The organism is Lysinibacillus sp. JNUCC 51 (assembly GCF_015999525.1).
GTDB classification, from domain to species: domain Bacteria; phylum Bacillota; class Bacilli; order Bacillales_A; family Planococcaceae; genus Lysinibacillus; species Lysinibacillus xylanilyticus.
In genome coordinates, this window is the sequence record NZ_CP065545.1 from 4,008,692 (window position 1) to 4,020,716 (window position 12,025).

Genomic DNA, 12,025 nt, shown 5'->3' on the forward strand with positions numbered 1-12,025 from the left:
AAATATCCTAAAAAAACAACCGATAAACCCTTAAAAGGTTTACCGGCTAAGTCATAATTTAGATTGATCTGAATAAAGCAATTCTATAAGAATCAAGAATGAGTGAGAACGTGATTGTGTTTTAAACAATATTAATTCCTGCACTCGCATTACCAATAATAATGTCAACTGCAGTTTCTCCTGGTACAGATGAAATATAAAATACCATTAATAATTGATCTCCAGGAGTTACTGGTACTGCTGGGATAGTAGCCGATGCAAATACTAAAAGGCCAACGGGTATAGGTTCTGTGATAGATGGGACGAAATCAACGCTAGCACTTGTACCAGTAAAAGTATTACTTCCTACAGGTGCATGAAAAATTTAAGCACGGATTGTCACAGCTCCTGATTCTACTTGCCCCACGAGTGCATTATATGAGGCTGAAATAGCAGTAATATTTCCGTCACGTGGGACGGTGAAGGCTTCACTTAAAAGTCCGGTTATATTAATCGTATTATTTGCAATAGGTACAAGGTCTACAGCAGAACCAAAACCTATGAGACTAGCAAGTCTATTGCCAAGTATATTTTCAACGACTGTTTGTCTTCCAGAGGAGAAGGGAATTATTGAACTACCTTGATTTTCTCCGCCATTCCCCATTTCTGAATTGATACAATTAATATCTGTGACCACAAATGGTCCTAAGTTATTACAGTCTTTTCATGAAGATGAACTATTGAAATTATTTTTGCACACAAATTTCCCTCTTTTTATTGCTAGGGTATGTGGAAGAAGGGAAGAGAGAAGGGCTATAAACTTGAAAAATATTATTTCTTTGTTTGTAACGATAAAAAAGCCACTTATTTTGAGCGATGAAAACGATTATCAATAACGTTAAAATATTGAAAGCTATTTTTCTCTAGAGTTTAATAATTACTTGCACCGAATTTAACTTGTACATTTGCATACTCGCATTCTTTTTTTACCAGATAGATAAGATCGTTTGCTTGATATTTTGATAGTTCCTTTGCCAGCACTGTTACAGAAATTTCTTCCCCTTCTATTTGTACTAAAGCATCGGGATAGCCTAGTGCTTTAATTTTCATCTCAAGCATCGTTTCTGTGGATTCTTCTTTATTGAGAGTATCAATTTCAATAGATGCCTTAATTTTTTCTTCAGCAAAATAATTATCTGACGTAATTTGTTGAGTTAATTTTTGGCGAAGATGGTTTCGTCCATTACTAACTTGTAGGCGGGCTTCTTCAAATAAAGAGCTTGGAGAAGAAGATACTTCCCTTGCTACATTTTGTAAAACTTCTGTTTGATCTGCATCTTCTGTGAGTATAAGCCCCTCTTTTGATTGTTTTGGTGAATCTATCAAAGAATAGACTGAAATAACCGCTATTAGAGTTAATAATGCAAGTAACCAAGATGATTTTTTTTGTAGGTGCATTCACTGTCCCCCCCATCAATAAATTTGGTGAAATACTATTATGTATGCTCTTTTCAATGTTTGTTTTGTGAGGAAATTCAAAAAGTAAAAAGAAAATATATAGCAGTATGGCTTATTATTTTCATGGCAAGAAGTAAGTAATTAAGAGCCTCCTCTTGAAGTGATTATATTCCTAAGAAAGAGGGAATCCAAAAAATGAAACCAGAAATAATTTAAACACTACTTGTTTTAATCTTAGCCTTTATTTTTATTTATAAATATGCTGGTTGTTACACGAAAACAACTCATTTTGTCTGCCCTATTTGTTGAAGGCGTTTTAAATTATCGAAACTAAGTTTTGCCTGCGCATTTAAAATGGGTGTATGCATGAACGTATTGATACATGTCCCGTTTGTGACGGCAGGGAAAAATACTATTGTCACCCATTAACAAAAGGGCACTGAATAGTAAATATTCAAGTACCCTTTTGATGATTAAATATATAACTAAAAGAATAATAAGCCGATTAAAGAGAGGAAAAGAGAAATTCCGAGAACTACCCCAACAACCTTCATATGTCTTTTCCGTCCCATTACAACAATTGCAACATATTCACGAACCATTGCGTTGGGCCAATAATAAAATGCAGTTTTTGAGCCGATACCTTGGCTATTTAGACCAGCCTGTCTAGCGTATAGACCAGCACGGAAAAGATGGAAATTATTTGTTGTAAAGATACTGTTGTATTTATCATCAGGCTTTAACGTATCCATAACCTGTTTAGAAAATAACATATTTTGATAGGTGTTTACGGAACGATTTTCTTGCATAGTATGCTCAAAAGGGATCCCTTTTTCAAGAGCGTATTTTTGCATCGCTTCCGCTTCAGGTAGATTTTCATCGGGACCTTGTCCTCCAGAGAAAATAATTGTTGGAGGTGTGGTAACCGCTGCTTGTTTCTGATAAAACTCAATAGCTTTATTAATTCTACTTGCAAGAAGTGGTGGTACTTTATCGTTAATTAAACCACTGCCTAGTACGATGATAAAATCTTGGTTATACTTTGGTCTATTAAACTGATAGAGGAAATATGCAGATAGAAAGTTTGATAAATGAATCAAGAAATAAAAAATAATAAGCGATATTCCACCAAACATAGGTTGAAATATATTTGATAACAAACTGGATGGACTAATAATAGGCATGACAATAAATAATAAAATAATAATAGCTACTATTAAAGTTAAGGAATTTGCTAAGCGTCTTCCTTCTCTTTTCATTAAAATTCTTGCATTAAGAAATAGACCGAACATTAAAGCTACAATTCCAAAAGGTATAATAAAGAAAAGTGCCATTAAAGGAATAATAACTAAAAGCTTTATATTATTGTTTTCAGATGCTAATGAAATAAACGTACAAAATAAAAGAAATGAACAGAAAAAAATATTAAATAAAAAGCCATTTACTATCTTTCTAGGATCTTTCAAGTAAGAATACAGAAAAATAAAAAATAGGATAAGCGGAATAATCCCAAAATACATCAAAACCCTACACCTCGACTATATATTATTGATTGTTCTATTTTATAAAAAAATATCCACTAAAGGAAATACTGGGATATTGTTTTTTATTAAAGCTTCTATATGTTAGCATAGTTTTTTGAAATTACATCCTTGTTACTTAATCCTTACATAAACCTTAAAAAATATTGTTAATTGTTCACATGAATTATAATAAATGTATATATTTTGTATTTGGTGCTTATTCTTCTAAAATTAGAATTGGGCCAATAATTTAAACATATTTAAGGAGGAGACTGTATTGAAAATTATGGAAACTGAAAGATTGGTATTACGAGAGATAAATGATGATGATATTTCTGTCCTATATTCAATTTTTTCAGATGAAGAAACAATGAAATATTATCCATCCCCATTCAATTTAGAACAAACAAAGAACTGGATTGAGAAAAATAAACAAAGATATCGAGAAGATGGTTATAGTTTATGGGCTGTATGTTTAAAAGAGTCGAATGAATTAATAGGAGATTGTGGACTTATTAAACAAATAGTTGATGGAAAAACTGAAATGGAAGTGGGCTACCATATTCATAAAAAATATTGGTCTAAAGGATATGCAACTGAGGCAGCTAAAGGTTGTATGGAGTATGGATTATCACATTTAGGACAAGAAAGATTAATAAGTATTATAGACCCTAAAAATGGACCATCAATTCGTGTAGCTGAAAAAAATGGTCTTAAGAAAGAGAAGGAGTCGTTTATCTTTAATAAAATTCATCATATATATTCAATACAACTTTCAGAAATATAATTAATGTATATTTAATAAGTTGTAATTGTATAAAAAGGAAATTAAGTAATTACAATTACAACTTATTGATACCTTTATATAGAGAATTATTGGATATTTCGTGTTTGATATAATTTAGTTAGAGAGGATCTTTTCAAATAGTTACAAGGAAAATCCTATGAAAGATCCTTTTTTAAATAGTAGTGCTTATGGTCCCTTCCAACGTTGTCCAATGTACCGTATACTTGATATCCGTGATTTTTATAAAAATCTAAAGCCTGAAAACTTAAAGTATCTACCTTTATGAAATCACATTTATTATTCAAAGCAATTTGTTCAATTTCTAATAACAATTTAGATCCATAGCCTAGTCCACGAATATCCTCATCAATCACAAGTGTATGTATCTCTAACCAATTCCAACAAATTTCCCCCAATATGCCACCACAAATTTGATCATTTTCATCTGTAAGGAAGAGGTTGATTTCTTGATATCTGCCTCTTAGATCTTTTGAAAAATGTTTTAAATTGTATTCGTAAAGTTTATTATTAATCAAAGATTTTTTACGTTCATTTTGTTCTTGTGAAATTTTGTATTGCATAATTTTTTCCTCCTCATTTATAATAGGATATTTCGTTTCCAAATCATATGATGGCTATTTTCACTCCAATAATGTTCCAGTAAAAAATTTGGGCCTGTTTGTAGCCACTATCTAAACAAAAACCTCTCACATTTTTACTCTCTAGCGTAGTGACCATTTTTTGAAGTAATATTGATCCAATCCCACGTTTTTGATAATTAGGGTGCACAAAAACCGTCCCTATCTCAGGAAAGTCTGTTAGATCTTCCTTTACTGTTTTTTGAATTAATTCATTCGCTGCGCCATATTCGATTGTACCAATAATTTCCTCGGTCTCCTCATTGATTACTATCCAGAAAAATCGTTTCTCTCCTTGGCTCTCCAAATCCCATTGTAAATATAATTTTTTTATTTCCCATTCGTCTTTTTGATTATCGTGTAGCCCTGCAAGACCTTCTTTTGCAAAAGTATCGGTAATCACAAGGAGAAAAAACTCATGCAACTTTTCAGTATCTGTTGGATGAGGACGTCTTATGTTAATTCTCTCCAAATAGCATTCTCCTTTTGGAATTAATGTAATATTATTGTAAATGATAAAATAAAAAAGTTAAATGTATTTAGCAATTAAACAAATAACCAGGTTCTTTTAAAAAAGACCTGGTCATTTACAAATTATTCATTTATTTTTTCATTCTCCGGTTCTAAGTGAATAAGAATATTGGCTTGATGAAATAGGTTATTAATCTTTTCTTCAATACGATCACATAAATCATGAACGGTTTCAATGCTTTTATTTGATGCTACTACTAAATGGAAATCGATGTATTCTTCCGCACCAGAACGTCTAGTTCGAAAATCGTGATATTCGATGTATTCATCTTTAAATGATTCAATAATTTGAATAATTTGTTCTTCTTCTTCCATTGATAATCGTGCATCCAATAATGGAGGAAACGCTTCTTTCATCAGTTTGAAAGCTTCAATCATTATATAACAAGCTAATATTATTCCGATAATTGGATCTAAAATGTACCAACCAGTTAAATGGACAATCAATAAACTTAAGGCAACACCCAATGATGTATAGACATCTGTAAGTAGATGCAGTGCATTTGATTTCATGGCAACAGAATTGGTATTCTTTGCAGTTCTATAAACAATCCTTGATACAACAAAGTTAATCAAGGCGCCAAGTAACATGACCAGTATTCCTAGAACTGGGAGTTTGATTGGGGTGGGAGTGATAATTTTATGAATACATTCATAAATAATCCAAATCCCAGCAACAAAAATTAAAAGCGTTTCAATTGTTCCTGAAATATTTTCAACCTTCCCATGTCCGTAAGGGTGTTCTTTATCAGCTGGTTTACTGGATATTCGTACAGAGAGAAAGGCAATAAAAGAGGCGAGTAAGTCTAGAAGTGAATGGATTGCCTCAGACAAAATTGCAACTGATCCAGTGAAGAATCCAACGATAAGTTTTAATATGACAACAGTAGAATTACTTAAAACTGATAAAAATGCAACTTTTGATGAATTCACCTGAAATCACCTCCTGATATATATATACCTATGATAACAAGTAAACTTTGAGTGGGTCTATAGCAACGTTTTTTCCTAACTCCGAGTAAATAACTAGTGTGAAAAAAAGTTGTATAAAGGAAAAAACTTAACCATTTTAAAACTCATATACCAAAAAAGAGTTGAGTTTCTTGCTAAATCCTTTGTGATAAGACCGTTAGAAAGCAAGTGAAGAATAATGACTATATTATGTGTAGATGTGATAAGGTTAATTTAACTTCCTTCAGCAGATGTTTTAGTAGCGTCAGCTACAGATGTTTTAGTAGCGAAAGTGAAAGGTCAGCTACAGATGTTGCTTACCTCTATAGGTGATGAAATGAATGCGGATTTAAGTTATTTTTCAGTGGTGCTCCAAACACCTGTACCTGCCGCTACGCTTTCGGTACAAAAGACACTTTCTAATAGAAGTTAAAGCCTACGGCGGATGTCACGGAAATGGAAAGGAGTTCTGAGAGGATGTTAGCCTAAAATATCTCATCCATGCGATAACGGCTAACTGACCTGTGACGCTGCCGCTACGGTTTTCACATAAAAAACATTTGTTGCTGCCGCTGCGCTTTCGCACAAAAAACATTTGTTGCTGCCGCTGCGCTTTCGCACAAAAAAATTTGCAGGCCTAAGCACAAAGCCGATTCCGGACGCAATTATGCCTAGGCTTCCAGCTAATCGTCTATAAATTTAAACGATTGTGCTGATGATCCTTCCTTTAAAATACAGGTGAAAAATCCTTTATCTAATAATAGTGGTATTGTGATATACTTCACTGCCCAACGTCCGTTTGCCGTAGTTGTTATAGAAAATCTGAAAAAAATAGCAGAGAAAAGGGGCATTCCTTTTCATGCATATCAATTAATGACGGAAGATGTAGCACAGAATGCACCTACCATATGGACTACCTTTGGACTGTTTTACAATGGTATTTTTATGACACAAGAAATACCGAGTGCAAACAAGTTCGAAAAAATATTAAATACATTATGAATAGAGAATTTATCTACCTTTTATGATCATTAAAATTAGAGCAAATATACAAATACCTATAAATGAACCTAGAGTAAACGACCAGGAAAAATAATCGAAAAAGATGTATGCAATTATTAATGCCAGCATATAGCCGAGAGCAGTGCCCAGCAATTGTGCTTTCAACGATCCCACTCCTTCTGCGTGATAGTTAATGTGCTTATTTGTATTTTATGAAAATATTGGATAAATATCTATAGCAATCAAGATAAAAGGAAGGTGAACATCGATTTTGAAAATCAGCAAACAGTATGTAGAACATTATTTAGTGAAGAAAAAATATTATTAATCAATCATAAAGGAGTAACATTTTTGAAAGCAAAAAGCATTAAATTATATGAATTTGGAAGCCCTCGGGAGGTTTTGAAGTTTGAAAATAAAACGATTCAATCTCCCCATAAACAAGAGATTCTTGTTCGAATGCTAGCACGACCTATCAATCCTTCCGATTTAATACCAATATGGGGGAAGTACGCTCATCGAATTTCTTTACCAACTATTCCTGGCTATGAAGGAGTAGGAATTGTAGAGGATGTAGGTCCGTATGTTTCTCAAAATCTTATCGGCAAGCGTGTACTACCTTTAAGGGGAGAGGGAACTTGGCAGGAAATTGTAAAAACAAGTGCAGAATTTGCAGTACCCATTCTAGATTCCATTGATGATTTTACCGCAGCGCAAATGTATATCAACCCAATGACAGCTTGGGTTACTTGTACTGACATATTACAATTGAAGCCAAATGATGTTTTACTAGTGAATGCTTGTGGGTCCGCAATTGGACACATTTTTGCTCAGCTAGCAAAATTGTTAGGTTTTCAGTTAATAGCGGTTACGAGAAATAATAGACATACTGACGATTTAATTCAGCTTGGCGCTTCCTATGTAATAGATACTTCAGTATCACCGCTCTATGAGACAATAATGGAGTTAACAAATGGCAGGGGGGCTGATGCTGCTATTGATTCTATAGGGGGTACAGCAGGTAATGAACTTGCTTTCTGTCTGAAATCTGGAGGGGATTTTTTAGCTATTGGTCTTTTATCAGGTGTGCAAGTGAATTGGCAAAGAATCGTTAAAGAGGCAAATGTAAAGGCAAATATGTTCCATTTACGTCATTGGAACAAGCAAGTCTCGGTAGAAAGATGGCAAAGTACATTTCATCACTTAATCAATCTGGTTAATAGTGGTAAGTTAAAAATGATGGCAGTGCATTCACATTATGATTTGTTAGACATTAAGAATGCGATCATGGCTGTCGAATCGTCTAAATCCACTAAAGGAAAGATTTTTTTAACAAGTTATTAATTCGAACGAAGGGTAATTTATTTTACCCTTCGTTTTTTATAGAGCGTTTCTTGTTTCTAAAATAAATCTGTTGATAAATATCGTAGACCAGTATCGGGTAGGATAACGACAATCCGTTTCCCTTTGTTCTCTGGGCGTTTGGCAAGGGCTGTGGCGGCAAATAAAGCGGCCCCTGATGATGTACCTACTAATAGACCATCTGATTTCGCAACAGCGCGTGCAGCCTCATAAGCTTGTGCAGTTTCCACCTCGAGTACCTCATCAATTATTTCTAAATGAACATTTGATGGCACACGAGCCTCGTCTGCATCGGAGAAACGGTGAACACCTGTGATTTCAATAATATCTGGATTTTCGACTGTTGCAATGGAATTCACAGCAGGCTCTACACCGATGATTTGGATATTTGGATTTTTAGATTTTAAGTATGCACCAGCACCACTTATCGTACCACCTGTGCCAATTGCCGCTACGAAAATATCAATTTGTCCGTCTGTATCCTCCCATACTTCTGGACCTGTTGTTAACTTATGAATATTTGGGTTGGCATCATTATCAAGTTGATTTAAAAATACAACATTTTCTTCTTGTTCAACGACTGTTTCTCGAAATACTTTAATCGTTTCAACAAAGTCACCATCCGTTTCCTCGAAGGCAGCTATCATTTCTGGGACATCTGAAAAAGGTACAACCTCTGTTCCATATGCCTTAACGACCTTTGTACGCTCTTCACTCACACCATCTTGCATGTAAATTCGAAGCTTATAGCCTTTTGCAGCTGCAATTGCTGCTAGACCAATACCAGTATTGCCACTTGTTGTTTCGATTATCGTTTTATCTTTTGTCAATATACCACGAGCTTCAGCATCTTCAATCATCGCTTTAGCAACGCGGTCCTTCACACTATTAGCAGGATTAAAATACTCTAGCTTTACAATAATTTCAGTTTCTAGCTGTTGCTCTTTTACGTACTGATTTAATGCTAAAAGTGGTGTATGACCGATTAACTCTGTAATAGATTGTTTAATCTTATTCGTTACAATTCGACCCATCCCAATCAACCCCTTCTATTTAACCTACTTAGCATACTTGTTTTGTAGGAATTAATGAAATCATATCAATATAAATCCATATAAGCAATAAAATCACTAATAGAAAGATTAAATGTAGCAATAGAAAAAAATAATTAATCAAATCTATAAACGTGTAACCCCAAACCTAAATCGACACCTTTTTTGGAAAGAAATTCCTGTTCAATAACTTTATATTTTTAATCCTAATGAACTAAAAGAGATACTAAAGTAATCTTTAAAGTGCATGAAAATATGTTTATGTGGAGGAATTTACTTTAAATTTGTTAATTAACGTTTTTTTGGAATAATATCTGTTAAAATGTAAGCCTTGTATAAAAATTGGTTAAAGTGGGAATTGGATGACTACTTGAAATCAGTGTTAAAAAAAGAGTTATTAGTTTAGCTTGATGTTGTTTGGGAGATGAAAGTATGAAAGAGACAATTTCTTCAGTTTGTATAACAGCTGAAACAAAAATTAACATGATGAAGCAAAGGCCAGTTAATTATTTATTGTTAGCTATTTTTGGCGGACTTTTTATCGGATTTGGAATTTTGCTTATCACTACTATTGGCGGCTTATTAAGTCCAGCTGGAGTACCGAGTATGAAGATCTTACAAGGATTAGCATTTGGTGTGGCACTTAGTATGGTCATGATGGCTGGGGCCAATTTATTTACCGGTGATAATCTAGTGTTAACGGTTAGTACACTAACAAAAAAATCATCACCATTAGAGATGTTGGGCATTTGGACGTTTAGTTACATAGGAAACTTCTTTGGTTCTCTTTTAGCAGCCGCATTATTTTTTTACTCGGGGCTAGCAGCAGGAGACACAGCAGCTTACATTGAAAAACTGGCTACAGCTAAGATGAGTGGTAGTTTCGTTGAACTTTTATGTCGAGGTATTTTATGTAATTTGCTTGTATGCTTGGCAGTATGGTGTACCTATAAATTAAAAACAGAGGCTGGGAAATTAGTGATGATTTTCTGCTGTATTTTTCCTTTTGTTACAATTGGATTTGAGCACTGTATAGCAAATATGACATTGTTTTCACTTGCTCTTTTAGTACCTCATGGTGAACTTGTATCGTTTGCTGGAGCCTTTTCAAATTTATTACCTGTAACACTAGGTAATATTATTGGGGGAGCCGTTATTGGTTTTGTCTATTGGGTAAGTGGAAGAGATTAATAATTAACTAGATATTGTTTTTCAGTTAGTATCATTTGCTTGGCTAAGTAAAATACTACGTGCCATGGCAATTTAAGAGGTGAATTAAAGCCATTCAATTTAATTAACGGATGAGTACATGACAGATTTCATCTATTAATATTTTGACTTTGGAATAAATGAAAGATAGAATGACAGGTAGAGTTGCTTAAGTAACTCTACCTATTTTATTTATATCAAAGTTATTAACGCTGTGAAATTTATAGATAATGTAATGAATATAAAAGAGCGGAGGAAGTTAAAAATGGAACAAGAAGTAAACCAACATACGATACTTCAAGCAATTTTAGAGCTTTCTAAGCAAATGCAAGACATGAAATCAGATCTTCAGCAACAAATAGAAGTAGTTGAAAAGAGATTAGAAGCGAAAATAGAAGCTGTTGAAAAGAGATTAGAAGCGAAAATAGAAGCTGTTGAAAAGAGATTAGAAGTAAAAATAGAAGCTGTTGAAAAAAAATTAGAAGCAAAAATTGAAACAGTGGAATCAAGATTAGAAAAGGTTGAACAAAATCTAAGTCGAAAAATTGATCTTGTAGATGCAAAATTTGAAATTTTATCACGAGATTTATTAACGACAAAAGCTGAAGTATCTATGCTCCAACAAGTGAAATAGTTACCGTATCCATTAAGGATACGGTATTTTTTTATGGTATAATAATTGTCACGAAGGAGTGAAAACAATGTTAAAAACAGAGGTATTTGAACAATTAAAAAAGGCAATGAAAGAAAAGGATGTATTAGCAAAAGGTGTATTAACGCTTTTGAAATCTGCCCTAGATTTAGCTGAAAAAGAAAAGGGAGAGGCTTTATCGTCTGAAGAGGAAATGGCGATTATAAATCGTGAAGTCAAACAAACAAATCAGGCTTTAGAGGGTGCTCAAACTGCAGGGCGAGCTGACTTAATTGAAAAAGAGGAAGCGAAATTAGCACTTTTAAAATCATTTTTACCTAAGCAATTAACTGAAGAAGAAATTGCAGAAAAACTTGTGGCAGCTGGTGTTATAAAAGGGATGAACATGGGGGAAGCAATGAAAATTGCAAAACCTTTGTTAACTGGTCAAGCTGAAGGCGCTGTTATTTCAAAAGTTGTGAAGGGTCTAATTTAACTTATTTCAGCGGATGCCCAAACATCCGCTGAAATAGAGGAACTCAGTCTAAGAACGCCACGTCCTGTGGCAACGACTGAGTGACCAACATCTGGTTGGCCCAAAGCCTCCGGCGGATGTCACGGAATCGGGAAGGAGTGCTTAAAGGATGTATGTTGGCCTAAAACCATCGCATCCATGCGATAACGGCTAACTGACCTGCATCCAGCAGGCCTAAGCACAAAGCCGATTCCGGACGCATTGTTTATCTGTGCGAAAGCGAAGCGACAGCAACAATTATGCCGAGGCATAATTGATTGTCGTTAGAAACAACCTCCTACACTGAAGTAGTAAGAGGTTGTTTTTAAGTTCCAATATTTTTTGTTCCGTGATATTGTCACTATTGCCAATAAATGAAAACACCTAT

At 34.0% G+C, this 12,025-nt stretch carries 12 protein-coding genes and 1 pseudogene; 6 read left to right on the forward strand and 7 right to left on the reverse strand.

Annotation, left to right across the window (positions count from 1 at the left end; translation table 11 throughout):
* Positions 1-364: 364 nt before the first annotated feature.
* The 3 genes from JNUCC51_RS19295 to JNUCC51_RS19305 form a co-directional block, all read right to left on the reverse strand.
* A complete protein-coding gene (locus JNUCC51_RS19295) occupies positions 365-676 on the reverse strand; it encodes a hypothetical protein (protein WP_337989330.1) in 312 nt (103 codons plus the stop codon).
* 233 nt (positions 677-909) lie between these two features.
* Positions 910-1,437: a SpoIIIAH-like family protein gene (locus JNUCC51_RS19300; protein ID WP_337989331.1), complete on the reverse strand. Its 528-nt coding sequence runs from the start codon at positions 1,435-1,437 to the stop codon at positions 910-912.
* A 485-nt stretch (positions 1,438-1,922) separates the two neighbouring features.
* Complete coding sequence (locus JNUCC51_RS19305; RefSeq protein ID WP_337989332.1) at positions 1,923-2,957, reverse strand: YdcF family protein; 1,035 nt, start codon at positions 2,955-2,957, stop codon at positions 1,923-1,925.
* A gap of 280 nt (positions 2,958-3,237) precedes the next feature.
* On the opposite strand from JNUCC51_RS19305, the gene JNUCC51_RS19310 reads away from it, so the two are divergent.
* Complete coding sequence (locus JNUCC51_RS19310; protein WP_337989333.1) at positions 3,238-3,747, forward strand: GNAT family N-acetyltransferase; 510 nt, start codon at positions 3,238-3,240, stop codon at positions 3,745-3,747.
* Positions 3,748-3,902: 155 nt separating this feature from the next.
* Here JNUCC51_RS19310 and JNUCC51_RS19315 read toward each other — a convergent pair whose 3' ends face one another.
* The 3 genes and pseudogenes from JNUCC51_RS19315 to JNUCC51_RS19325 all read right to left on the reverse strand — a co-directional run bounded on the left by JNUCC51_RS19315 (position 3,903) and on the right by JNUCC51_RS19325 (position 5,849).
* Positions 3,903-4,328, reverse strand: coding sequence for a GNAT family N-acetyltransferase (locus tag JNUCC51_RS19315; RefSeq protein WP_337989334.1), 426 nt, complete (start codon positions 4,326-4,328; stop codon positions 3,903-3,905).
* 17 nt (positions 4,329-4,345) lie between these two features.
* A pseudogene (locus JNUCC51_RS19320) lies at positions 4,346-4,857 on the reverse strand (GNAT family N-acetyltransferase).
* Between the two features lie 122 nt (positions 4,858-4,979).
* Positions 4,980-5,849, reverse strand: a complete 870-nt coding sequence (locus JNUCC51_RS19325; protein ID WP_337989335.1) for a cation diffusion facilitator family transporter — start codon at positions 5,847-5,849, stop codon at positions 4,980-4,982.
* 891 nt (positions 5,850-6,740) lie between these two features.
* Between JNUCC51_RS19325 and JNUCC51_RS19330 the strand changes: the two genes are divergently transcribed.
* Together JNUCC51_RS19330 and JNUCC51_RS19335 are read left to right on the forward strand one after the other, a co-directional pair.
* The gene (locus JNUCC51_RS19330; RefSeq protein WP_337992262.1) at positions 6,741-6,869 is read left to right on the forward strand and encodes a YoaP domain-containing protein; all 129 of its coding nucleotides are present in this window, start codon (positions 6,741-6,743) and stop codon (positions 6,867-6,869) included.
* A 351-nt stretch (positions 6,870-7,220) separates the two neighbouring features.
* Positions 7,221-8,213 carry a zinc-dependent alcohol dehydrogenase family protein gene (locus JNUCC51_RS19335; protein WP_337992263.1) on the forward strand — a complete coding sequence of 331 codons (993 nt, stop codon included), beginning with the start codon at positions 7,221-7,223 and terminating at the stop codon, positions 8,211-8,213.
* 56 nt (positions 8,214-8,269) lie between these two features.
* On the opposite strand, the gene JNUCC51_RS19340 is transcribed toward JNUCC51_RS19335, so the two are convergent.
* Complete coding sequence (locus JNUCC51_RS19340) at positions 8,270-9,265, reverse strand: PLP-dependent cysteine synthase family protein (protein WP_337989336.1); 996 nt, start codon at positions 9,263-9,265, stop codon at positions 8,270-8,272.
* Between the two features lie 450 nt (positions 9,266-9,715).
* On the opposite strand from JNUCC51_RS19340, the gene JNUCC51_RS19345 reads away from it, so the two are divergent.
* The 3 genes from JNUCC51_RS19345 (at position 9,716) to JNUCC51_RS19355 (ending at position 11,619) form a co-directional block, all read left to right on the forward strand.
* Positions 9,716-10,474 carry a formate/nitrite transporter family protein gene (locus JNUCC51_RS19345; protein WP_337989337.1) on the forward strand — a complete coding sequence of 253 codons (759 nt, stop codon included), beginning with the start codon at positions 9,716-9,718 and terminating at the stop codon, positions 10,472-10,474.
* Between the two features lie 283 nt (positions 10,475-10,757).
* Positions 10,758-11,126, forward strand: coding sequence for a hypothetical protein (locus JNUCC51_RS19350; RefSeq protein WP_337989338.1), 369 nt, complete (start codon positions 10,758-10,760; stop codon positions 11,124-11,126).
* A 67-nt stretch (positions 11,127-11,193) separates the two neighbouring features.
* A complete protein-coding gene (locus tag JNUCC51_RS19355; RefSeq protein WP_337989339.1) occupies positions 11,194-11,619 on the forward strand; it encodes a GatB/YqeY domain-containing protein in 426 nt (141 codons plus the stop codon).
* Positions 11,620-12,025: the final 406 nt, after the last annotated feature.

Coding starts and splice junctions, on each gene's coding strand:
- JNUCC51_RS19300 (WP_337989331.1), bottom strand. CDS start 1,437: ATGCACCTACAAAAAAAATCATCTTGGTTACTTGCATTATTAACTCTA.
- JNUCC51_RS19305 (WP_337989332.1), bottom strand. CDS start 2,957: ATGTATTTTGGGATTATTCCGCTTATCCTATTTTTTATTTTTCTGTAT.
- JNUCC51_RS19315 (WP_337989334.1), bottom strand. CDS start 4,328: ATGCAATACAAAATTTCACAAGAACAAAATGAACGTAAAAAATCTTTG.
- JNUCC51_RS19330 (WP_337992262.1), top strand. CDS start 6,741: ATGACGGAAGATGTAGCACAGAATGCACCTACCATATGGACTACCTTT.
- JNUCC51_RS19340 (WP_337989336.1), bottom strand. CDS start 9,265: ATGGGTCGAATTGTAACGAATAAGATTAAACAATCTATTACAGAGTTA.
- JNUCC51_RS19345 (WP_337989337.1), top strand. CDS start 9,716: ATGAAAGAGACAATTTCTTCAGTTTGTATAACAGCTGAAACAAAAATT.
- JNUCC51_RS19350 (WP_337989338.1), top strand. CDS start 10,758: ATGGAACAAGAAGTAAACCAACATACGATACTTCAAGCAATTTTAGAG.
- JNUCC51_RS19355 (WP_337989339.1), top strand. CDS start 11,194: ATGTTAAAAACAGAGGTATTTGAACAATTAAAAAAGGCAATGAAAGAA.